This is a genomic window from Enterobacter sp. HG048 (genome assembly GCF_024702055.1).
GTDB classification, from domain to species: domain Bacteria; phylum Pseudomonadota; class Gammaproteobacteria; order Enterobacterales; family Enterobacteriaceae; genus Enterobacter; species Enterobacter dykesii.
Genome location: NZ_JANLIZ010000011.1, coordinates 69400 through 92832, shown reverse-complemented (window position 1 = coordinate 92832; position 23433 = coordinate 69400). Strand labels below are relative to the sequence as shown.

Here is a 23433-nt window from a genome sequence, read left to right as displayed (position 1 = left end):
CGTTTTACTCTTCGCGCAGAAGCTGTTCGACGGCGTCTACCACATCCTGAACGGTACGAACCGATTTGAAGGTTTCCGGCTTGATTTTCTTACCGGTTTTCTTCTGCAGATGAACGATCATGTCCACCGCATCAATGCTGTCCAGCTCCAGGTCTTCATAAAGACGGGCTTCGGGCGTAATGTCCTGCGGGTCGATTTCAAAGAGCCTGGTCAGAAGGCCGCAGACTTCCTGATAAATGGTTTCTTGTTCAGTCATCGTTCACATCTCAGGCGCGTTGAGCGTTGATAAAGGACGCCAGCGTGGCGACGGAAAAGAAGTGCTGGCGCATCTCTTCGCTTTCGGCAGAAAGCACCACGCCATACTGGTTTTTCACGGCCAGACCCAGTTCCAGCGCGTCAATGGAGTCCAGACCCAGCCCATCGCCAAACAGCGCGGCATCGGTATCAATATCCTCTGCGGTAAGCTCGTCCAGATTCAGCGTGGTGATAATGAGATTCTTAATTTCAAGATAAAGCGCTTGCATCATTAATTCCTGACAAAGATTGAAGGCCTGATGTTAATCGATGCTGCAGATGCCGGTTTAACTGCCTTGCCGCCAGCGCCGGTTCTTGTTCATTTGCATCGTAAAATTCGTCGATGTTCACGCGGTCGCGGACATCCACGGTGAAAACAGGTTTTTCTGGGGGTACATCATACCAGCGGCTTTTTTTATCCAGCAGGTGTTCGCTACAGTGGATCAGCACCACCCGCAGATCGCTGTTACAGCGCACGGCGATATTTGCCGCGCCGCGCTGGAGGGAGATAGCCTCGCCAAACCGGGTACGCGTGCCTTCCGGGAAGATTAACAGCGTGTCGCCCTGAGCCAGACGCTGCTGGCTGGCCGCGAGCAGGGGCTCGGCTTCGCTGTTAATCAGGTAATCCGCCGCGCGGATAACGCCGCTGACAAAGGGATTGCGCAGCAGTGCGCTTTTCACCAGGCAGTCGGTTTCGGGCATCACCGACGCCAGAATCACGTAGTCAATTAACGTGGGGTGGTTAGCCACCACCAGACAACCCCGATCGCTGCGCAGCGCGTCAAGATTGTGAATGCGATAGTCCAGTACCCCGAGGCCGCGCGCAACGGTCAGGAAGAAACGGAAGCTGGCCGCAATGCTGCGACGCGCCAGACGGCGACGGTTAGCGCGGTCGCGCTGGACGATCAGCAGCAGGTTGAACCAGACCAGCGACAGCAGCAGCCCGCCCACGCCAAACAGCGCGAAGCAGAAGCCGGTCATCACCAGGCGCCATAGCCAGTTAATTCGGGCAGCCAGGCGGTTCATGCGCGCGTCCATTGCCACAGCAACCGTTCGCCGGGCACCACAAACTGACGTTCCTCGCCGAGATAGCGCTGCAGGAACATCAGGCTTTGCGGCAGGGCGGGTTCTTCACCCGTGCTGCCGCTGCGGGTTTCACACTGCAATTCCTGGCCGGATTCAATCACCAGCGCCAGCGCGTAGGGCCAGGTAGGCATCTGCGGCGGTAACGCCGGATGGTAGAATTCCGGCAGCGCGCCGTCAAAATCGACCAGCAGGACGCGGGAATAGCCCGCCTGCAGCAGGCTCAGCACTTCACATAAGGCCTGCTGGAAGGTGTCCAGCCCGGCAGAAATGGATGACGAGACGATGGCCTGGCGTGCGGTGATCGTGAGATTACCCACCGCGGAATTGTGCACGGACATCGCGAAGTCGGTCGGCGAAACGGACTGCCCGGTCGCCAGAGCATGCAGAATACGGTAGTTGCGCTCCAGCTCGCCGTGGCGGCTGGAATAGACGACGGCATCAACGGCGTGGTTTTGCAGCATGGCAAGACCAATATCCACCGCCAGCTTACTGCCTGAGTTGAGGCGGCGCGCGGTCATCATGGGTAAAGCGGTCAGCCGGGGAAGCGGGGCAGCTGGGTCAACGGCCAATTGCAGGCGCGACCACGCCTGCCACTCTGTGGCATCGCTGAGTCCTGGCGCTCTTGCCTGCCAGTCGATAATGTTCAGTGAAAATTTCATCTACGCGCGTCCGCGAAAAAAACCGTATTCAAAGGGCAGGCTGGGCCACCCGGCAGCTACGCTGCTCTATTGTTCACGTTTGGTGCATATCAGCAGGGTATGACCGACCCCAAGGTTGTCCAGCCGCTGTTCAACGCTGAAACCTGCGCTCTCCAGGTAGCGATAGAACTTCTCTACGCTGTAAAACCGGCTATTGCCATTCGCCATACAGGTGAAATAGAGCGAGGTGGCATTCAGGCTGAAAGAGGCTGCTTCAAATTTCTGAGCATCCCAGAAAAGCTCCATGATGCACAAACGTGCGCCTGGCTTCATGGCCTGTGCGACGCGCGTCAGCATGGCGACAATCTGATCCGGAGAGAAACAATCCAGGAACTGGCTCATCCACCAGACGTCGGCGTCACCCGGCAATGTTGCTGGGCTAAGCATATCGACAGCATGGAATGCAATACGATGAGAAAAACCTGCTTTTGCGATGTTTTCCTGCGCCAGCGCTATCTGCTGCGGCAGATCGAGGATCGTCACGGCAACATTTTCGTCATAGCGGCAGCAGCGTAACGACCATTTACCCGTATTTCCGCCCACATCGTACAATTTTGTCGGCGAGCTTGCGAATATATATGGCAACGCAGCGTCAAAAGCGGCGTCAGAATAGTAATGATCGAAGGCGAACCAGCTCTCTTTCGCCGGAGCAGGTAATTGGGATAACGCCGGGTAGATGGTTGGCCAGTTGCCAAACACGGCTAATCCGGCCGGTTTTTCCTCCTGCAGGGCATCCGCCAGGTGAAATAGCCCCTGGTAACAAACGTCCTGGGTGAAATCCATATTTACACGGGTCATTTCGTCGTGCAGTAAAAAATGGCCCACTTTCGCCAGAAAATAACGTCCATTCTGTTGGGTAACGATTCGACCGCTTAATCCCATATCCAGCAGTACGCTGACGCCATAGCTGCCGAGCGTGCTGTGTTCCGTTATTTCCTCGAGGCTGGCCCCCGCTTTACCTTGTTTATCGAGCCAGGCGAGAACGCCTGAGTTACGCAGACAAAGCGCTGTCTGGAATAACATCGGGGCAAAGGCGATGCGTTGCGCTTCGGTAATGGCATCCAGTGCGCTGAGTGTGTCCTTTTCGTACATTCCTGCGTAACCTTTGAGGCTAAAAAAAGGTTATCGGGCCATATAGGGCCCGACTTTAGAAAAATATTACAGCGCGGCGCCCGCGGAGAGGTTCAGCTGAATATCGTGGTCGAGGTTATTCACCCAGCGGTTATAATTTTTGTGAATTTTACCGTCTGCCGCTTTCAGGTTAAGGCTGTTTTCATAGTTAATTGAATAGCTTGTTGCCGTGTACGGAATACTCACCTGGACCGAATGATCGCGTGACTGCAGACGCCCCTTAATCATTCCCGGGCCCGCTTCCGTCATGATCCAGTCACGTTTTTGGCCTGCTTTCAAAATTGCCGTTTTTACCTGATCGGCAGTATGGCCCGCGCTGACAATAGAGTGAACCTGAGCGATTGGGGCGGTACGCGCACAGCCTGCCAGTGCACCAATGAATACGGCAGCAGCACACCATTTAACGATCTTTTTCATCAACAACTCCATATCAATATTAACAATTAAGGGTAGTGTTTTTTACAAATAATATCCGTCCGGCTTTCCATTGGCGCCAGGCGTATTTTTAATCAATATTAATGTTTGCATTACGTTGAAGCGAAGACGGGAATAATAACATGGAAAATAAATAACCATTTCAATTTTTATAATTTGCGTTAAATCATCAATTGCGATTGAGCGTAATGCGCACGACGTAAATAAAATCAGGATGAATATCGCCTTAACGCAAATAAAATACCGCGACGGATTAAGGACGCGGTAATTTACGGTGTATTACTGACGGTTTAAACCTACCTGTACAGGTAGGTCGGTTATCCGGGTAATCGGCTTTTCGGCCTCCCCGGTCCGAGCAGGATCGCCAGCTTGCTGCCGCCTTTGGTGGTTTCCATCCAGATTTTACATACGCTAGTCAGGGGAACCGACAGCAGCATACCGACCGGGCCCAGCAGCCATCCCCAAATCAGTAAGGATAAAAATACCACCAGCGTCGACATGCCCAGCCGGTGCCCCATCATGCGAGGTTCAAGAATATTGCCCAGCACCATATGCACGACGAGGAACAGTGCGCCGACCAGCATGCATTCATAGAAGCCGTTAAACAGAAACGCCTGAATCATCGGCGGCACGGCGGAAAGCACCGCGCCAATATTGGGTACGTAGTTCAGCAGAAAGGCCAGCACGCCCCACATCAGGGCGAACTGCACGTCCATCAGCATCAGCCCCAGCCAGACAATCACCCCGGTCCAGACGCTCAGGAGCGTTTTCAGTGCCAGATATTTGGAGACGCCCTTCAGTGCCCGGTGTAAGCCGGCAATGTGAATTTGTGGATTGTTCAGCGCAAAGCGCAGCTTATAGGGGACGTGGCGAACTTCGAACAGCATAAACACCACCGTCATGACCAGCAGCAGAATGCTGGCCATCGCGCCGGAAAGCCCCGTCATCAAGGTGGTGGCGTAGGTCATGACCTTCTCGGAGTCCATCCTGCGCAGCATCCGTTCGGGTGAAATATGCAGGTTAAGGAAGGGGACCATCTCCTGCAGCGCGACAATTTTACGCGTCAGCTCTTTGTTGTACTGCGGCAGCATGGTGGAGAATTCGCTCAGCGATGCCGCCAGCACGCCGAAAAGCGCCGTCAGGGCAATCAGCATCACGATGACGACGATGGTGATGGCTACCGGACGGCTGACGCCCCGGCGTAAAAACCAGGTGACCAGCGGATTTAGCACAATGGCAAAAAAGAGCGCCAGCAGGAGCTGAACAATAATGTCGGCGGCAGCATGGATACCCGCAAGGATAACCACCAGACAGGCGAGTTTTAATAAGATGTGGAGTCCAGCTTTGTCGGACGGGTTAGCGATCATGCGTGTTCCTTAATATGATGACCCGATAAGTGTAGTGCCCGGGCTTCGCTTCGTCTGGCACCGTTAATCTGAAAGTCGGGGCTGATTTTCTGATTGCGCCGTGGTAATAGTGAAACACTGTTGTAAAAAATCCAGGTAGAACCCCATGCCCGAACCTGCCGCTGAACCGGCACTGAGCGGACTGCGCCTCAATCTGCGCATCGTTTCCGTTGTAATTTTCAACTTTGCCAGCTATTTGACCATTGGCCTGCCGCTGGCGGTCCTGCCGGGCTATGTCCATGACGTAATGGGCTTCAGCGCCTTCTGGGCGGGGCTGGTGATTAGCCTGCAATATTTCGCCACGCTCCTCAGCCGCCCGCATGCCGGGCGCTACGCGGATACGTTCGGTCCAAAAAGCATCGTGGTGGTGGGACTGTGCGGCTGTTTCCTCAGTGGCCTGAGCTACCTGCTGGCTGCCACCACCGGCCACTGGCCGCTGGTCAGCCTGGCGCTGCTCTGCCTGGGCCGCGTTATTCTTGGCATCGGGCAAAGTCTGGCGGGAACCGGCTCGACGCTGTGGGGCGTGGGTGTGGTAGGCGCGCCGCACATTGGCCGGGTGATCTCCTGGAACGGGATTGTCACCTACGGTGCGATGGCGCTCGGGGCGCCGCTCGGCGTGGCCTGCTATGCGCTGGGCGGGCTATATGGGCTGGCCATCACCATTATGGCGGTCGCGCTGCTGGCAATCCTCTTTGCGCTGCCGCGCCCGAAAGTGAAGGCCAGCAAAGGCAAGCCGCTGCCGTTTCGGGCGGTGCTGGGGCGCGTCTGGCCGTACGGCATGGCCCTGGCGCTGGCGACCACCGGCTTCGGCGTGATTGCGACCTTCATTACCCTGTTCTACGACGCCAAAGGCTGGGACGGCGCGGCCTTTGCGTTAACTCTGTTTAGCTGTGCGTTTGTTGGCGCCCGCCTGCTTTTCCCTAACGGCATCAACCGTCTTGGCGGGCTGAATGTGGCGACGATCTGCTTTGCGATAGAGATAGTCGGGCTGCTGCTGACCGGAATTGCGATGGTGCCCTGGGTCGCGAAAGTGGGCGTGTTCCTCGCGGGGGCTGGCTTTTCCCTGGTCTTCCCGGCGCTGGGCGTGGTGGCGGTAAAAGCCGTGCCGCAGCAGAATCAGGGGGCGGCGCTGGCGACCTATACGGTATTTATGGATATGTCTTTAGGGATTACCGGCCCGCTGGCGGGGCTGGTGATGGCCTGGGCAGGCGTGCCGGTGATCTATCTTGCCGCGGCGGGCCTGGTGGTGATTGCGCTGCTGCTGACGTGGCGGCTAAAAAAATGGCCCCCGGTGCAGGCACCGGAGGCCACGTCATCGTCGTGAAGCGTTACTGGATCACGATGGTGTTAATGATGTTTTCAGCAGCCGTCTGCGCTTTCTGCTGATCTTCGGCTGGCAGGGTGATCTGCAGGGTCAGCAGCTTATTATCAACCTTGCCCAGCACCACAGAAGAGTATGCGGTCTGGCCTTTTGCGGAGATGATGCTGTCGAGCTGTTGCAGCGTGTGGCCTTTCAGCTCGATGGATTTATTGGTCACGACCTGTAGCTGCGGATCGCGGCCGCGCTGCTGATCTTCCAGACGTTTGGACAGGACGGCCAGATCTTCGCTGGTGTCGTCGCCCACAATCACAATGACCGCTTTCTGCCCGGTTGCGTCGGAGTAAACGTGCATGTTGTTCGCCTGGGTGCCCAGCTTGCCGCTCTGATCGGTCATATCGGCTGGCAGAGAGAAGCTGAGTTTGCCATCCATCAGATTCACCGGCTGGCCGGTCGCGTTGCTCTCTGCGGATGCGCCCTGAGCAGGCGTTTTCGTGTCGCTGTTATCACAGGCTGCAAGACCCACAACCAGCAGGCCAATCCCGACATATTTAACCAGATTGCGCATTGACTTCTTCCTTTCGATAAACGGCCATAACGGCTCATTCGCTCATCTTATCACAACTGATAAAGCGAACCCTTAACCAGCCTGCAATGCCGTGATTTCAGATTTATCTGCCAGCCTTTTCAGCAGCATATTGAGCAGCACGCCGTACATCGGCAGGAAGAAAACAATGCTGATGAGGACCTTGAAGCAGTAGTCCACCAGCGCGATTTCCATCCAGTGCTCGGCCATGAACGCATCCGGGCTGCGCCAGAAGGCGATAAAGAAGAAGGCCAGCGTATCGCTCACGTTACCGAACAGCGTGGAGGCGGTTGGCGCCATCCACCAGCGATGGTTCTGACGCAGGCGGTTAAACACGTGCACGTCGAGGATCTGCCCCAGCGCGTAGGCCATAAAGCTTGCGGCAGCGATACGGGCAACAAACAGGTTGAAGTGGGTTAACGCCTCAAAGCCCTGCCAGCTTCCCATATAAAACAGAGACGAAACCACGTACGAGATGAACAGCGCCGGGAGCATGACCGAAAAAATAATACGGCGAGCCAGCGGTGCGCCAAAGATACGCACGGTCAAATCCGTCGCGAGGAAAATAAACGGGAAGCTGAATGCGCCCCAGGTGGTGTGAAAACCAAAGATGGAGATTGGGAGCTGCACCAGATAGTTGCTGGAGGTGATCACCAGCAAATGGAAAAGCGAAAGCCAGAACAACGCTTTTACGCGCTGTGATTCAGAAAACGACGTCATATTGTGACCTTTTTATACGTTGGGGTGAGGGAACCCAATAAAAACCGCAGCATGATACTGCTTTGTCAGGACATTGCAATGGTTAGTTTTTACGCAATCGTTAACCTGGTTTGCATTGATCGCAACCGGGCGTAAACTACAGCCGTTTTTACCAGACCGAGAAGACCATGACCGACCTGTTTTCCAGCCCAGACCACACTCTTGATGCCCAGGGCCTTCGCTGCCCGGAACCGGTAATGATGGTACGTAAAACCGTGCGCAACATGCAGACCGGTGAAACGCTGCTGATTATTGCCGACGACCCGGCCACCACCCGCGATATTCCCGGCTTTTGTACCTTCATGGAACATGAGCTGGTGGCACAGCAGACGCAAGCGCTGCCGTACCGGTATCTGATTCGTAAGGGGTAGGCGTGCTGCCTCTGCGGCCTGATGCCCTCACCCCGGCCCTCTCCCACGGGGAGAGGGAGAAAGTCATCCCTTCATCCACGCCCTGATCCCGTCCAGGAACATCTGGGTTGCCATCATCACCAGAATCAGCCCCATCAGGCGCTCCAGCGCGTTCACCCCTTTCTCACCCAGCAGGCGCAGGAACAGCGACGACTGCAGCAGGATGATAAACGTCCCGCCCCAGGCGATCAGCAGGGCAATGACCAGATGGCTCATCTGGTTCGGATACTGATGCGACAGCAGCATCAGCGTGGCCAGAATGGTCGGCCCTGCGACGAGGGGGATCGCCAGCGGCACGATAAACGGCTCTTCACCCGCAGGCAGGCCGCTGCTGCTGCCTTCCGCGCTCGGGAAAATCATCTTAATGGCAATCAGGAACAGAATAATCCCGCCGGAAATCGACACGGTTTCGGCGCGGAGGTTCAGGAACGCGAGAATTTTTTCACCCGCAAACAGGAAGATAAACATCACCAGCAGGGCGATGAGCAGCTCGCGGATCATGATCGCCCGGCGGCGCTTCGGCTCGGTGTGCTTCAGCACCGACATGAAGATCGGCAGGTTACCCAGTGGATCCATTATCAGAATCAATAAAACCGCTGCGGAAATGATTTCACTCATGTAACTTATCCCTGAAGTTCTCTAAGGTTATTATGATAATTAGCTGTATTTCTGATTGCCGGGCAATCATCGATTAATTTCGCTTGCGACTTTGGCAGCATTTTGTAATGTGAAGCATATCCCAGTTCAATACTGGCTTGCACAATCAGCACACACCCTCAGCAGGAAAAAAATGCTATGAAAAACGTTGGTTTTATCGGCTGGCGCGGTATGGTCGGCTCTGTACTCATGCAACGCATGGTTGAAGAGCGCGATTTCGACGCTATCCGCCCGGTCTTCTTCTCCACTTCCCAGCTCGGCCAGGCTGCTCCGTCCTTTGGTGGTACCACAGGCACGTTGCAGGATGCTTACGATCTGGAAGCGCTGAAGGCACTCGACATTATTGTGACGTGCCAGGGCGGCGATTATACCAACGAAATCTATCCAAAGCTGCGTGAAAGCGGCTGGCAGGGCTACTGGATTGACGCGGCTTCTTCGCTGCGCATGAAAGACGATGCCATCATCATTCTCGACCCGGTGAACCAGGGCGTCATCACCGACGGCCTGAACAACGGCGTGAAAACCTTTGTTGGCGGTAACTGCACCGTCAGCCTGATGCTGATGTCCCTCGGCGGCCTGTTCGCGCAGGATCTGGTTGAGTGGGTCTCCGTGGCGACCTACCAGGCGGCGTCCGGCGGCGGCGCGCGTCATATGCGCGAGCTGCTGACCCAGATGGGCCAGCTGCACCACAGCGTTGCGACCGAGCTGGCAAACCCGGCGTCCGCTATTCTGGATATCGAGCGTAAAGTGACTCAGCTGACCCGCAGCGGCGAGCTGCCGGTGGACAACTTCGGCGTACCGCTGGCCGGTGGTCTGATCCCGTGGATCGACAAACAGCTGGATAACGGCCAGACCCGCGAAGAGTGGAAGGGCCAGGCCGAGACCAACAAAATCCTCAATACCGCGAACACCATTCCGGTTGACGGTCTGTGCGTGCGTATCGGCGCGCTGCGCTGCCACAGCCAGGCCTTCACCATTAAACTGAAAAAAGATGTGTCTATTCCGACCGTGGAAGAGCTGCTGGCCGCGCACAACCCGTGGGCGAAAGTGGTGCCAAACGATCGCGATATCACCATGCGCGAGCTGACCCCGGCTGCCGTTACCGGCACGCTGACCACGCCGGTTGGCCGTCTTCGCAAGCTGAACATGGGGCCGGAGTATCTCTCCGCGTTCACCGTCGGCGACCAGCTCCTGTGGGGCGCCGCCGAGCCGCTGCGCCGCATGCTGCGCCAGCTGGCGTAATAATTTGTTAACTACCGGGGGGTGATTTTCACCCCCTTTTTTTGCGTACTACATGGAGTAACACGCGTATGTCTTATTTTTTATCAGGAGTCATCTAGAGCGTTGGCTATGCTTTAAGGAAGAGTCATTTCTTACCTGAGGTTCGAACGGAGCAGAATGGATGCACATTTTTGTGCTGTCCCGTTCAGGTCACATTAAAAGTCGTCCCGGAGCGCTTAAAAAGGACGACATAAAAAACAGGATGAATACCATGTCCGATCGTGTGGATAGAGACGTGATTAATGCGCTTATTGCGGGTCATTTTGCTGACCCCTTTTCTGTGCTTGGGATGCATCAAACTGAGGATGGCCTTGAAGTTCGGGCACTGTTACCGGATGCCACAGAAGTCTGGGTGATTGAACCCAAAACCGGCCGCAAGGTCGGTAATCTTGAATGCCTCGATTCCCGTGGCTTCTTCTCGGGCGTGATGCCCCGCCGTAAAAACCCTTTTCGCTATCAGCTCGCCGTTCTCTGGCACGGTCAGCAAAACCTGATTGACGATCCTTACAGCTTTGGCCCTCTGCTTAAAGAGATGGATGCCTGGCTGCTCTCCGAAGGAACGCATCTTCGGCCTTATGAAACCCTGGGTGCTCATGCCGATACTATGGACGGCATTACCGGCACGCGGTTCTCGGTGTGGGCGCCTAACGCCCAGCGCGTCTCCGTTGTCGGCCAGTTCAACTACTGGGACGGTCGCCGTCATCCGATGCGCCTGCGCCGGGAAACCGGTATCTGGGAGCTGTTTATCCCCGGGGCGCACCCCGGGCAGCTTTATAAATTCGAGATGATCGACGCCCACGGCAAGCTGCGCATTAAAGCTGACCCGTATGCCTTCGAAGCGCAGATGCGCCCGGATACCGCGTCGCTGATTTGCGGCCTGCCGGAGAAGGTCGTCCAGACGGAGGAGCGTAAACAGGCCAACCGCTTTGATGCGCCGATCTCCGTCTATGAGGTACACCTTGGCTCCTGGCGTCGCCACACCGATAACAACTTCTGGCTCAGCTACCGGGAGCTTGCCGACCAGCTGGTGCCGTACGCCAAATGGATGGGCTTTACCCACCTTGAGCTGCTGCCGGTCAACGAGCACCCGTTCGACGGCAGCTGGGGCTATCAGCCTACCGGGCTGTATGCGCCAACGCGCCGCTTCGGCACGCGCGATGACTTCCGCTATTTCATTGATGCCGCGCACGCCGCCGGGCTGAACGTGATCCTCGACTGGGTGCCGGGCCATTTCCCGTCGGATGACTTTGCGCTGGCAGAGTTTGACGGCACGAAGCTGTACGAGCACAGCGACCCGCGCGAAGGCTATCACCAGGACTGGAACACGCTGATCTACAACTACGGTCGCCGTGAGGTCGCAAACTATCTGGTCGGGAATGCCCTGTACTGGATCGAGCGGTTTGGCATTGATGCCCTGCGCGTCGATGCGGTGGCGTCGATGATCTACCGCGACTACAGCCGCAAAGAGGGCGAGTGGATCCCGAACGAGTTTGGCGGGCGTGAAAACCTGGAAGCGATTGAATTCCTGCGCAATACCAACCGCATTATCGGCGAACAGGTGGACGGTGCCGTGACCATGGCGGAAGAGTCGACCGACTTTGCGGGCGTCTCCCGTCCGCCGTCATCAGGCGGCCTGGGGTTCTGGTATAAGTGGAACCTGGGCTGGATGCACGACACGCTCGACTACATGAAGCTGGATCCGGTTCACCGCAAGTATCATCACGATAAGCTGACGTTCGGGATGCTCTACAACTACACGGAAAACTTTATGCTGCCGCTGTCGCACGATGAAGTGGTGCACGGCAAAAAATCGATTCTCGACCGCATGCCGGGCGACGCGTGGCAGAAGTTTGCCAACCTGCGCGCCTACTACGGCTGGATGTTTGCCTTCCCTGGCAAGAAACTGCTGTTTATGGGCAATGAGTTCGCCCAGGGCCGCGAGTGGAACCACGACGCCAGCCTCGACTGGCACCTACTGGAAGGCGGCGACAACTGGCACCACGGGGTGCAGCGTCTGGTGCGCGACCTGAACCTGACCTACCGCCACCACAAAGCGCTGCACGAGCTCGACTTCGATCCGTACGGCTTTGAGTGGCTGGTGGTGGACGACCACGAGCGCTCGGTGTTTGTCTTTGTGCGTCGTGACAAGGCGGGTAACGAAATCATCGTCGCCAGCAACTTCACGCCGGTGCCGCGCGAACACTACCGCTTCGGCATTAACCAGCCGGGCAAATGGCGCGAGATCCTGAATACCGACTCCATGCACTACCACGGCAGCAACGCCGGTAACGGCGGGCTGGTACAGAGCGACGCCATCGAAAGCCACGGGCGACCCAATTCCCTGAGCCTGACGCTGCCGCCGCTTGGCACCATCTGGCTGATGCGGGAGGGCGAATGACGCAGCTTACGGCAGGTAAACCCGAACCGCTCGGCGCGCGTTTTGACGGAAAGGGTGTCAATTTCACCCTCTTTTCCGCTCACGCTGAGCGGGTAGAACTGTGCGTGTTTGACGGGGAAGGTAACGAGCACCGTTACGATTTACCCGCGCGCACGGGGGATACCTGGCACGGCTACCTGGCCGGAGGACGGCCCGGCATGCACTACGGCTTTCGCGTTCATGGCCCGTGGGAGCCCGCGCAGGGGCACTGGTTTAACCCGGCGAAGCTGTTAATTGACCCGTGCGCGCACCGCGTGGACGGCGAATTTAAAGACGACCCGCTGTTCCACGTGGGCTACGGCGAGCCCGACCACCGCGACAGCGCGCCCGTCGCGCCAAAAAGCGTGGTGGTAAACGATCTTTATGACTGGGAAGACGATGCCCCGCCGCAGACGCCGTGGGGCAATACCGTTATTTATGAAGCCCACGTCAAAGGGCTGACCTACCTGCACCCGTCGATCCCCAAAGAGATGCGCGGCACCTATAAGGCGCTCGGGCATCCCACCATGATCGCCTACCTGAAACACCTCGGCATCACCGCTCTGGAGCTGTTACCCGTCGCCCATTTCGCCAGCGAGCCGCGTCTGCAGCGGCTGGGGCTGAGCAACTATTGGGGCTACAACCCGCTGGCGATGTTCGCGCTCGAACCGCGCTATGCCGTCCATCCGGAAAAGGCGCGGGACGAGTTCCGCGATGCGGTGAAGGCGCTCCACGCGGCGGGCATTGAGGTCATTCTGGACGTGGTGCTCAACCACAGTGCCGAAAGCGATCTCGACGGTCCGACGCTCTCCATGCGCGGAATTGATAACCGTAGCTATTATTGGATCAGGCAGGATGGCGATTATGAGAACTGGACCGGCTGCGGTAACACGCTCAACCTCAGCCATCCGGCGGTCACGCATTTTGCGTATGAATGCCTGAAATACTGGGTGGAAACGTTCCACGTCGACGGTTTTCGTTTCGACCTGGCGCCCGTGATGGGGCGTACGCCAGCGTTCAGCCAGCAGGCTCCGCTGTTTGAGGCGATAAAAAACTGTCCGGTGCTCTCGCTGGTGAAGCTGATTGCCGAGCCGTGGGACATCGGCGAAGGCGGTTATCAGGTCGGGAATTTCCCGCCGCTGTTTGCCGAGTGGAACGATCACTACCGCGACGCCGTACGCCGATTCTGGCTGGAACGCAATCTGTCGCTGGGGGAGTTCGCCGGACGCTTTGCCGCGTCGAGCGATCTCTTTAAGCGCGACGGCAAACGCCCGTCGGCCACCGTCAATCTTTTGACGGCGCATGACGGTTTTACGCTCAGGGACTGCGTTTGTTTCAATCAGAAACACAATGAGGCAAACGGCGAAGAGAATCGCGATGGTACTAACAATAACCATAGCTTTAATCATGGTATAGAAGGGTTAGGCGGAAGCCTGGACGTCATCGAGCGGCGACGCGCCAGCGTTCACGCGCTGCTGACAACGCTTTTATTGTCGCAGGGCACGCCGATGCTGCTGGCAGGCGATGAACACGGCCATAGCCAGCACGGTAACAACAATGCGTATTGCCAGGACAACACCTTAACCTGGCTCGACTGGGGTGAAGCCAACAGCGGGCTGATTCATTTTACCGCTGCGCTGATCCATCTTCGCCAGCAGATCCCCGCGCTGACCGCTGGCCGCTGGTGGGAAGAGGGTGACGGCAACGTTCGCTGGCTGAATAAAGACGCGCAACCGTTAAGCGCGCAAGAGTGGCAACACGGCGTACCACGCCTGCAAATCCTGCTGTCGGATAAATGGCTGGTCACGCTGAACGCGACGGATGACGTCGCAGAGATTGTTTTACCTGAAGGGGAATGGCGAGCTGTTCCCCCCTTTGCCGGAGCGGATAATCCGGTAGTAATGGCTGTCTGGCACGGGCCTGCGCACGGAGTGTGCGTATTCCAAAGATGATAAAAAAGGAGTTAGTCATGGTTAGATTAGAGAAGAACGATCCCTTAATGTTGGCACGCCAGCTACCATTAAAAACGGTTGCCCTGATACTTGCGGGTGGGCGTGGTACCCGTCTGAAAGATTTGACCATCAAGCGCGCGAAACCAGCTGTTCACTTTGGTGGTAAGTTCCGTATCATCGACTTTGCGCTCTCCAACTGCCTGAACTCGGGCATTCGCCGTATCGGCGTCATCACGCAGTATCAGTCGCACACGCTGGTTCAGCATATCCAGCGCGGCTGGTCATTCTTCAGCGAAGAGATGAACGAGTTTGTCGATCTCCTTCCTGCTCAGCAGCGCGTCCACGGCGAGAACTGGTACCGCGGCACGGCGGATGCGGTGACGCAGAACCTCGACATCATTCGTCGCTACAGCGCCGAATACATCGTGATCCTCGCCGGGGACCATATCTACAAGCAAGATTACTCCCACATGCTCATCGACCACGTCGAAAAAGGGGCGCGCTGCACCGTGGCGTGTCTGCCTGTGCCCGTTGCTGAAGCGACGGCCTTTGGCGTCATGCACGTGGATGCGGACGACAAAATTATCGACTTTGTTGAAAAACCGGCGAACCCGCCAACTATGCCCGGCGATGACACCAAATCGCTCGCCAGCATGGGGATTTATGTCTTTGACGCAGATTATCTTTATGAGCTGCTGGAAGAAGATGACAAAGACGAAAACTCCAGCCACGACTTCGGTAAAGACATCATTCCGAAAATCACGAAAGCTGGCATGGCGTATGCACATCCTTTCCCGCTGTCCTGCGTGCAGTCCGACCCGAATGCGGAACCCTACTGGCGCGATGTGGGAACCCTGGAAGCGTACTGGAAAGCGAACCTCGACCTGGCATCGGTCACGCCTGAGCTGGATATGTACGACCAGAACTGGCCGATTCGTACCCATATGGAATCGCTGCCGCCGGCCAAATTCGTGCAGGACCGCTCCGGCAGCCACGGCATGACGCTGAACTCGCTGGTCTCCGGCGGGTGCATTATTTCAGGCTCGGTGGTGGTGCAGTCGGTGCTGTTCCCCCGCGTGCGGATAAATTCATTCTGTAATATCGATTCGGCAGTCTTACTGCCTGATGTCTGGGTAGGGCGCTCGTGCCGTCTGCGCCGCTGCGTTATCGATCGTGCCTGCGTCATTCCAGAAGGGATGGTGATTGGTGAAAACGCGGAAGAAGACGCGCGTCGTTTCTATCGTTCGGAAGAGGGGATCGTGTTAGTCACACGGGAAATGTTGCGGAAGCTGCAGATCAAACAGGAGCGATGATGCAGGTTTTACATGTATGTTCTGAGATGTTCCCGTTATTAAAAACGGGCGGTCTGGCAGATGTGCTTGGCGCATTACCGGCGGCGCAAATCGCCGGAGGCGTGGATACCCGAGTCCTGCTGCCCGCCTTTCCGGATATCCGGCGCGGTATACCTGATGCAAAAGTGGTGACCCGCCGTGAAACGTTTGCCGGACGCATTACCCTGCTGTTTGGACATTACAATGGCGTAGGGATTTACCTGATCGACGCGCCGCACTTATACGATCGACCGGGCAGCCCGTATCACGATACGAACCTGTTCGCCTATACCGACAACGTGCTGCGCTTTGCGCTCCTCGGCTGGGTTGGAGCAGAAATGGCGACGGGGCTGGATCCGTTCTGGCGTCCGGATGTGGTGCATGCGCACGACTGGCACGCCGGGCTTGCCCCGGCGTATCTCGCCGCGCGCGGCCACCCGGCGAAATCGGTCTTTACCGTGCATAACCTGGCGTATCAGGGGATGTACTATGCCCATCACATGAGTGAAATCGATCTGCCATTATCGTTCTATAACATGCACGGACTGGAATTTAACGGGCAGATCTCGTTCCTGAAAGCCGGGCTCTATTACGCCGATCATATTACCGCCGTGAGCCCAACCTACGCGCGTGAGATCACCCAGCCGGAGTTTGGCTACGGCATGGAAGGGTTGCTGCAACAGCGCCACCGCGAAGGTCGCCTGTCGGGCATTCTGAACGGCGTGGATGAACAGATCTGGAGCCCGGAAACCGATCTCCTGCTGGCGGCGCGCTACGGCCGTGATTCCGTGGAAGATAAAGCGGAAAACAAACGCCAGCTGCAGATTGCGATGGGCCTGAAGGTTAACGATAAAGTGCCGCTCTTCGCGGTGGTCAGCCGCCTGACCAGCCAGAAAGGGCTGGATCTGGTGCTGGAGGCGCTGCCCGGTTTACTGGAGCAGGGCGGGCAGCTGGCGCTGCTCGGCGCGGGCGACCCGGTGCTGCAGGAAGGTTTCCTTGCCGCCGCCGCGGAACATCCGGGACAGGTGGGCGTGCAGATTGGCTACCACGAAGCGTTCTCGCACCGCATCATGGGCGGCGCGGACGTCATCCTGGTGCCGAGCCGTTTTGAACCCTGCGGCCTGACGCAGCTTTACGGCCTGAAATACGGCACGCTGCCGCTGGTGCGCCGGACGGGCGGACTGGCGGATACCGTATCCGATAGCTCTCTGGAAAACCTGGCGGACGGTATCGCCAGCGGGTTTGTCTTTGAGGACAGTAATGCCTGGTCGCTGCTTCGGGCGATTCGGCGTGCTTTCGTCTTGTGGTCCCGTCCATCACTCTGGCGTTACGTTCAGCGTCAGGCGATGTCCATGGACTTTAGCTGGCACGTCGCGGCGCAGTCATACCGCGATCTCTATCAACGCTTGATGTAACGAGGCGAAGTTACTGATATGAACGCTCCATTTAGCTACTCTTCACCCACGCTCAGCGTTGAGGCGTTAAAGCACTCCATCGCCTACAAGCTGATGTTCACCATCGGGAAAGATCCGGTTATCGCCAACAAGCACGAGTGGCTGAACGCCACCCTGTTTGCGGTGCGTGACCGCTTAGTTGAACGCTGGCTGCGCTCAAACCGCGCCCAGCTCTCGCAGGAAACGCGTCAGGTTTACTACCTGTCGATGGAATTTTTGATTGGCCGCACGCTGTCCAACGCGCTGTTGTCGCTCGGTATTTATGACGACGTCAAAACCGCCCTGGAAGAGATGGGGTTAGATTTAGAAGAGCTGATAGACGAAGAGAACGACCCGGGCCTCGGCAACGGCGGTCTGGGGCGTCTCGCCGCCTGCTTCCTCGACTCGCTGGCGACGCTGGCGCTGCCGGGCCGCGGCTACGGTATTCGCTACGACTACGGTATGTTCAAACAGAACATCGTCGACGGGCGTCAGAAAGAGTCCCCGGACTACTGGCTGGAGTACGGTAACCCATGGGAGTTCAAACGCCACAATACGCGCTACAAGGTGCGATTTGGCGGACGTATCCAGCAGGAAGGCAAAAAATCCCGCTGGGTAGAAACGGAAGAGATCCTGGCCGTGGCCTACGACCAGATTATCCCCGGCTATGACACCGATGCCACCAACACGCTGCGCCTGTGGAGCGCCCAGGCCAGTAGCGAAATTAACCTCGGTAAATTTAACCAGGGTGACTACTTTGCGGCGGTGGAAGACAAAAACCACTCCGAGAACGTGTCCCGCGTGCTGTACCCGGATGACTCGACCTACTCCGGCCGCGAGCTGCGCCTGCGTCAGGAGTATTTCCTCGTCTCCTCGACGATTCAGGATATCCTCAGCCGCCACCATCAGCTGCACAAAACCTACGCCAACCTGGCGGAGAAAACCGCGATCCACCTTAACGACACCCACCCGGTGCTCTCTATTCCGGAGCTAATGCGCCTGCTGATCGACGAGCATAAGTTCAGCTGGGATGACGCGTTTGAAGTGACCTGTCAGGTGTTCTCCTACACCAACCACACGCTGATGAGCGAAGCGCTGGAAACGTGGCCGGTGGACATGCTCGGTAAAATCCTGCCGCGCCATCTGCAGATTATCTTTGAGATTAACGACTACTTCCTTAAGACCCTGCAGGAGCAGTATCCGAACGATACCGGGCTGCTGAGCCGCGCGTCCATCATTGATGAATCGAACGGGCGCCGCGTGCGCATGGCCTGGCTGGCGGTCGTCATCAGCCACAAGGTCAACGGCGTATCCGAGCTCCACTCGAACCTGATGGTGCAGTCGCTTTTTGCGGACTTCGCGAAAATCTTCCCGACGCGGTTCTGCAACGTGACCAACGGCGTCACGCCGCGCCGCTGGCTGGCTCTGGCCAACCAGCCGCTCTCTGAGGTGCTGGACGAGAATATCGGCCGTACCTGGCGTACCGACTTGAGCCAGCTGAGCGAGCTGGAACAGCATATTGATTTCCCGACGGTGAACAAAGCCGTGCGTGAAGCCAAGCTGCTAAACAAAAAGCGTCTGGCGGTCTGGCTGGCGATGCACCTCAACGTGGTGGCAAACCCGAAAGCGCTGTTCGACGTTCAGATCAAACGCATCCACGAATACAAGCGTCAGCTGATGAACGTGCTGCACGTGATCACCCATTACAACCGCATTAAGGCCGATCCAACGGCCGAATGGGTGCCGCGCGTGAAGATCTTCGCCGGTAAGGCGGCTTCTGCCTACTACATGGCGAAGCACATCATTCATCTCATCAACGACGTGGCGAAGGTAGTCAACCAGGATCCGGACATTGGCGACAAGCTGAAAGTGGTGTTCATTCCGAACTACAGCGTGAGCCTGGCGCAGATGATCATCCCGGCGGCGGATCTCTCTGAGCAGATTTCCACGGCGGGTACGGAAGCCTCCGGCACCAGTAACATGAAGTTTGCCCTTAACGGCGCGCTGACCATCGGCACGCTGGACGGGGCGAACGTCGAGATGCTGGAGCACGTGGGCGAAGAAAATATCTTCATCTTCGGTAACACGACGGAAGAGGTGGAGGCGCTGCGCAGGAAAGGCTACTCGCCGCGTCAATATTATGAAGAGGATGAAGAGTTACGTCAGGTGTTGACGCAGATCGCGACCGGCGTGTTTAGCCCGGATGAACCGAGCCGCTATCGCGATCTGGTGGATTCGCTGATTAACTTTGGCGATCACTACCAGGTGCTGGCGGATTATCGCAGCTACGTGGACTGTCAGGACAGGGTGGACGAACTGTATCGTCAGCAGGAGAAGTGGACCAGTGTCGCGATGCATAACATCGCCAATATGGGGTATTTCTCGTCTGACAGGACCATCAAGGAGTATGCCGAGACGATCTGGCATATTGATCCGGTGAGGTTGTAAAAGCAAAACGGCAACCCCGGTTGCCGTTTTTAGCGTTTGTTCCCTCTTGCTGTGGGAGAGGGGCAGGGTGAGGGCATCAGCCCGCACCGATCGTATTACGACGCCAGCGACAGCTCACGCTTCCCCGCATTTTGCAGTAACCACTGCGCCACGCGAGACTGCTGCTCGGCGTTGAGCCACATCCCTTCTTTGGTACGACGCCAGATAGCATCATCCAGACGACGAACCCACTCGTGCTCAACCAGGTAGCGCAGCTCGGCTTCGTACAGCTCGTGGCCGAAATGCTCGCCCAGATCCGCAATGTCCTTCGCGTCGGCCAGGAACAGTTCGGTATTGCTGCCGTAGGTGCGGGCATAGTGGCGCGCCATCCCTTCGGTGATGAACGGGAAGCGACGGCGCAGCTTCGCGGCGTAATCATCGCGGTTATCGCCGATATCACCGCCGGGCAGTACCGCGCCTTTGGTCCACGCCGGGCCGATGCCTTTGTAGTACGGCGCCAGTTTTTCCAGCGCGTGCTCGGCCAGCTTGCGGTAGGTGGTCAGCTTGCCGCCAAACACGGAAAGCAGCGGCGCCTGGCCGTCTACGTCGTGAATATCGAGCGTATAGTCGCGGGTGATGGCCTGCGGTGAGTCAGACTCGTCATCGCACAGCGGACGCACGCCGGAGTAGGTCCAGACAACGTCGTCGCGCGAAAGCTGTTTCTTAAAGTGCGCGTTATACACGTTGAGCAGGTAGTTCACTTCGCTCTCGTCGATCTCGACGCTCTTCGGATCGCCTTTGTACTCTACGTCGGTGGTGCCGATGATCGAGAATTCGTCCATCCACGGGATCACAAACACGATGCGCTTGTCTTCGTTCTGCAGAATGTAGGCCTGCTTCTGGGTATGCACGCGCGGCACCACAATGTGGCTGCCCTTGATCAGGCGAATGCCGTACGGCGAAGGCAGATGCATGCCGTCGTCGAAGAACTGCTTCACCCACGGACCGGTAGCGTTCACCAGTCCGCGCGCTTTCCAGCTGAATTTCTCGCCGGTATCGATGTCTTCCGCTTCCACAATCCACAGGCCGTTTTCACGACGGGCAGAGGTCGCGCGGGTGCGGGTTTTCACCTCGCCGCCTTTCTTCTCAACCATCTGGGCATTCGCCAGCACCAGACGCGCATCGTCCACCCAGCAGTCGGAATATTCGAAACCGCGCACGATTTCAGGCTTAAGGACCGATTCTGAGCCAAAACGCAAACCTTTCGAACCCGGGAGGCTGGTGCGTTTACCCAGATGATCGTACATAAACAGACCGATTCGAATCATCCACGCCGGACGCAGATGCGGGCGATGGGGCAGGCGGAAGCGCATCGGAATAGCCAGATGCGGCGCCATTTTCAGCAGCACTTCACGTTCGGCCAGTGCTTCACTGACCAGGCGGAATTCGTAGTGTTCCAGGTAGCGCAGGCCACCGTGAATCAGTTTGGAGCTGGCGGACGACGTCGCGCAGGCGAGATCGTTAGCTTCCAGCATCAGTACGGATAAACCGCGTCCTGCGGCGTCGACCGCAATACCGGCACCGTTGATGCCACCGCCTATCACAATCAGATCTTTGGTTTCCATAACACCCTCATGCACTTTCGTTAAAGCTCAGAAATGTTCGATATCGCTCATAATAGCAAAGGAACGCGCTTTTGGTAACATCAAAAAAACAATTTAGAGTGATATGGATAACATAATGGCGTTTACCCGCCGCCAGGACGTACACTAAGGGGTAAAATCTTGTCGTTGACCACTGTAAAGAGAACACCATGGATCAGTTTGAATGTATTAACGTAGAAGAAGCCCACCAGAAGATGCACCAGGGAAAAGCGGTGCTGGTGGACATCCGCGATCCGCAGAGTTTTGCGATGGGCCACACGCCGGGCGCGTTCCATCTCACCAACGACACGCTGGGCGCGTTTATGCGCGATAACGACTTGGAGACGCCGGTCATGGTCATGTGCTACCACGGCAACAGCAGCAAAGGCGCGGCGCAGTATCTGCTTCAGCAGGGCTACGACGCGGTATACAGCGTCGACGGCGGCTTCGATGCCTGGCATCGTCACTTCCCGGCAGAAGTGGAATACGCTTTTGAGCGCTGATCCCGCTATACTGTCCTCTTTTGTGTGGAAATAAGCGACCGCTGCCCATGTTGATGATCACCTCTTTTACCAACCCGCGCGTCGCCCAGGCGTTTGTCGACTATATGGCGACGCAGGGCGTTATTCTGACCATTCAGCAACATAACCAGACCGACGTCTGGCTGGCCGATGAGAGCCAGGCCGCGCGCGTAAATGAAGAACTGGCGCGTTTTCTTGAGAACCCTGGCGACCCGCGCTATCTGGCGGCCAGCTGGCAGTCCGGGCAGACCGACAGCGGATTGCATTACAGCCGTTTTCCCTTCCTCGCCACCATCCGCGAACGCGCCGGCCCGTTTACGCTGCTACTGATGGCGGCCTGCATTATCGTCTTCATTATTATGAACGTGGTGGGCGACCAGAGGGTGATGATTGCCCTGGCCTGGCCCTATGACCCGTCTCTTGAGTTTGACGTCTGGCGCTACTTTAGCCACGCGCTGATGCACTTCTCGGTGATGCATATTCTCTTTAACCTGCTCTGGTGGTGGTATCTCGGCGGCGCCGTTGAAAAGCGCCTGGGCAGCGGCAAGCTGATCGTTATCACCCTTATCAGCGCCCTGCTGAGCGGCTATGTGCAGCACAAGTTTAGCGGGCCGTGGTTCGGCGGGCTGTCGGGCGTCGTGTATGCCCTGATGGGCTACGTCTGGCTTCGCGGGGAGCGCGATCCGGAAAGCGGCATCTATCTGCAGCGCGGATTAATAACCTTTGCGTTAATATGGCTAATTGCCGGATGGTTTGATCTGTTTGGTATGTCTATCGCCAACGGTGCGCACGTCGCCGGGCTGGCCGTGGGGCTGGCAATGGCCTTTGCCGACACGCTCCATGCGCGAAAACGAACATAATTCTCAGGGATAATTGATGAAACAAACACAACGTCATGACGCTATTATCGAACTGGTAAAAAAACAGGGATACGTCAGCACCGAAGAGCTGGTGGAGCAGTTTGCCGTCAGCCCACAGACCATCCGTCGTGACCTGAACGATCTGGCCGATCAGAACCGTATTCTTCGCCACCACGGCGGGGCGGCGCTGCCGTCCAGTTCGGTCAATACCTCCTGGCATGACCGTAAGGCGACGCAGACGGCAGAGAAAGAGCGCATTGCCCGCAAGGTCGCCAGCCAGATCCCGAACGGGGCGACGCTGTTTATTGATATCGGCACCACGCCGGAAGCGGTCGCTCATGCGCTGCTGGATCACGAGAACCTGCGCGTGGTCACCAACAACCTGAACGTGGCCAATACCCTGATGCAGAAAGACGACTTCCGCGTCATCCTCGCTGGCGGCGAACTGCGCAGCCGCGACGGCGGGATTATCGGCGAAGCGACCCTCGATTTTATCTCTCAGTTCCGCCTCGACTTTGGCATTCTCGGGATCAGCGGTATCGACAGCGACGGCTCGCTGCTGGAGTTTGATTATCACGAGGTGCGCACCAAGCGCGCGATTATTGAAAACTCACGCCACGTGATGCTGGTGGTAGACCATTCGAAGTTTGGTCGTAACGCGATGGTGAACATGGGCAGCATCAGCATGGTGGACGCGGTCTACACCGACGTGATGCCGCCGGCGGGCGTGATGCAGGTGATTAAAGATAATAATTTGCAGTTAGAGCTGTGTTGAAAAGCCGTTCCCCC

22 protein-coding genes are annotated in these 23433 nt (G+C 57.1%); 11 read left to right on the top strand and 11 right to left on the bottom strand.

What is annotated here, in order from left to right; genetic code table 11:
• Positions 1-4: 4 nt before the first annotated feature.
• From NUX24_RS14145 to NUX24_RS14115, 7 genes are all read right to left on the bottom strand, one after another.
• On the bottom strand, positions 5-256 hold the full coding sequence (locus NUX24_RS14145) for an acyl carrier protein (protein WP_008503082.1): 252 nt from the start codon (positions 254-256) through the stop codon (positions 5-7).
• 10 nt (positions 257-266) lie between these two features.
• Entirely contained in the window at positions 267-524 is a 258-nt protein-coding gene (locus NUX24_RS14140; RefSeq protein ID WP_008503081.1) for a phosphopantetheine-binding protein, read from the bottom strand.
• Positions 505-1320 (bottom strand): 1-acyl-sn-glycerol-3-phosphate acyltransferase, encoded by an 816-nt coding sequence (locus tag NUX24_RS14135; RefSeq protein WP_047652905.1) that lies wholly within the window; start codon positions 1318-1320, stop codon positions 505-507. The genes NUX24_RS14140 and NUX24_RS14135 overlap by 20 nt, the downstream gene beginning before the upstream one ends.
• On the bottom strand, positions 1317-2039 hold the full coding sequence (locus NUX24_RS14130) for a beta-ketoacyl synthase chain length factor (RefSeq protein ID WP_214577446.1): 723 nt from the start codon (positions 2037-2039) through the stop codon (positions 1317-1319). Before NUX24_RS14130 ends, NUX24_RS14135 begins: the two co-directional genes overlap by 4 nt.
• A 66-nt stretch (positions 2040-2105) precedes the next feature.
• Positions 2106-3170: a methyltransferase gene (locus tag NUX24_RS14125; RefSeq protein ID WP_214577445.1), complete on the bottom strand. Its 1065-nt coding sequence runs from the start codon at positions 3168-3170 to the stop codon at positions 2106-2108.
• Between the two features lie 66 nt (positions 3171-3236).
• A complete protein-coding gene (locus NUX24_RS14120; protein ID WP_047652902.1) occupies positions 3237-3626 on the bottom strand; it encodes a lipoprotein in 390 nt (129 codons plus the stop codon).
• 335 nt (positions 3627-3961) lie between these two features.
• Positions 3962-5011, bottom strand: a complete 1050-nt coding sequence (locus tag NUX24_RS14115) for an AI-2E family transporter (protein WP_045909021.1) — start codon at positions 5009-5011, stop codon at positions 3962-3964.
• Positions 5012-5156: 145 nt separating this feature from the next.
• Between NUX24_RS14115 and NUX24_RS14110 the strand changes: the two genes are divergently transcribed.
• Positions 5157-6374, top strand: a complete 1218-nt coding sequence (locus tag NUX24_RS14110; RefSeq protein WP_257832284.1) for an MFS transporter — start codon at positions 5157-5159, stop codon at positions 6372-6374.
• A gap of 4 nt (positions 6375-6378) precedes the next feature.
• Here NUX24_RS14110 and NUX24_RS14105 read toward each other — a convergent pair whose 3' ends face one another.
• A complete protein-coding gene (locus NUX24_RS14105) occupies positions 6379-6936 on the bottom strand; it encodes a DcrB family lipoprotein (RefSeq protein ID WP_023309515.1) in 558 nt (185 codons plus the stop codon).
• A gap of 72 nt (positions 6937-7008) precedes the next feature.
• Positions 7009-7674, bottom strand: coding sequence for a 7-cyano-7-deazaguanine/7-aminomethyl-7-deazaguanine transporter (locus tag NUX24_RS14100; RefSeq protein WP_023309514.1), 666 nt, complete (start codon positions 7672-7674; stop codon positions 7009-7011).
• A gap of 167 nt (positions 7675-7841) precedes the next feature.
• Here NUX24_RS14100 and tusA point away from each other — a divergent pair, with 167 nt between their 5' ends.
• On the top strand, positions 7842-8084 hold the full coding sequence (gene tusA, locus NUX24_RS14095; RefSeq protein WP_126330616.1) for a sulfurtransferase TusA: 243 nt from the start codon (positions 7842-7844) through the stop codon (positions 8082-8084).
• A gap of 63 nt (positions 8085-8147) precedes the next feature.
• Here the strand turns inward: tusA and yhgN are convergent, their stop codons facing one another.
• The gene (gene yhgN / locus NUX24_RS14090) at positions 8148-8741 is read right to left on the bottom strand and encodes an NAAT family transporter YhgN (protein ID WP_003861574.1); all 594 of its coding nucleotides are present in this window, start codon (positions 8739-8741) and stop codon (positions 8148-8150) included.
• A 177-nt stretch (positions 8742-8918) separates the two neighbouring features.
• On the opposite strand from yhgN, the gene asd reads away from it, so the two are divergent.
• The 6 genes from asd (at position 8919) to glgP (ending at position 19641) form a co-directional block, all read left to right on the top strand.
• Positions 8919-10022 (top strand): aspartate-semialdehyde dehydrogenase, encoded by a 1104-nt coding sequence (asd, locus tag NUX24_RS14085; protein WP_023333727.1) that lies wholly within the window; start codon positions 8919-8921, stop codon positions 10020-10022.
• 250 nt (positions 10023-10272) lie between these two features.
• Positions 10273-12459, top strand: coding sequence for a 1,4-alpha-glucan branching enzyme (gene glgB / locus NUX24_RS14080; RefSeq protein WP_257832279.1), 2187 nt, complete (start codon positions 10273-10275; stop codon positions 12457-12459).
• A complete protein-coding gene (gene glgX, locus NUX24_RS14075; protein WP_257832277.1) occupies positions 12456-14429 on the top strand; it encodes a glycogen debranching protein GlgX in 1974 nt (657 codons plus the stop codon). Before glgB ends, glgX begins: the two co-directional genes overlap by 4 nt.
• A 17-nt stretch (positions 14430-14446) precedes the next feature.
• Positions 14447-15742 carry a glucose-1-phosphate adenylyltransferase gene (gene glgC, locus NUX24_RS14070; protein WP_023333724.1) on the top strand — a complete coding sequence of 432 codons (1296 nt, stop codon included), beginning with the start codon at positions 14447-14449 and terminating at the stop codon, positions 15740-15742.
• Positions 15742-17175 (top strand): glycogen synthase GlgA, encoded by a 1434-nt coding sequence (glgA, locus tag NUX24_RS14065; protein ID WP_023309509.1) that lies wholly within the window; start codon positions 15742-15744, stop codon positions 17173-17175. The genes glgC and glgA overlap by 1 nt, the downstream gene beginning before the upstream one ends.
• Before the next feature lie 18 nt (positions 17176-17193).
• Entirely contained in the window at positions 17194-19641 is a 2448-nt protein-coding gene (glgP, locus tag NUX24_RS14060) for a glycogen phosphorylase (RefSeq protein WP_047652897.1), read from the top strand.
• Positions 19642-19736: 95 nt separating this feature from the next.
• On the opposite strand, the gene glpD is transcribed toward glgP, so the two are convergent.
• On the bottom strand, positions 19737-21245 hold the full coding sequence (glpD, locus tag NUX24_RS14055) for a glycerol-3-phosphate dehydrogenase (RefSeq protein WP_257832274.1): 1509 nt from the start codon (positions 21243-21245) through the stop codon (positions 19737-19739).
• Positions 21246-21433: 188 nt separating this feature from the next.
• Here glpD and glpE point away from each other — a divergent pair, with 188 nt between their 5' ends.
• From glpE to NUX24_RS14040, 3 genes are read left to right on the top strand one after another with little or no spacing between them, the layout of a single operon-like run.
• On the top strand, positions 21434-21766 hold the full coding sequence (gene glpE / locus NUX24_RS14050) for a thiosulfate sulfurtransferase GlpE (RefSeq protein WP_257832272.1): 333 nt from the start codon (positions 21434-21436) through the stop codon (positions 21764-21766).
• Between the two features lie 47 nt (positions 21767-21813).
• Complete coding sequence (glpG, locus tag NUX24_RS14045) at positions 21814-22644, top strand: rhomboid family intramembrane serine protease GlpG (RefSeq protein WP_257832270.1); 831 nt, start codon at positions 21814-21816, stop codon at positions 22642-22644.
• 16 nt (positions 22645-22660) lie between these two features.
• Positions 22661-23419, top strand: coding sequence for a DeoR/GlpR family transcriptional regulator (locus NUX24_RS14040; RefSeq protein ID WP_214577441.1), 759 nt, complete (start codon positions 22661-22663; stop codon positions 23417-23419).
• The last annotated feature ends 14 nt before the right edge of the window (positions 23420-23433 follow it).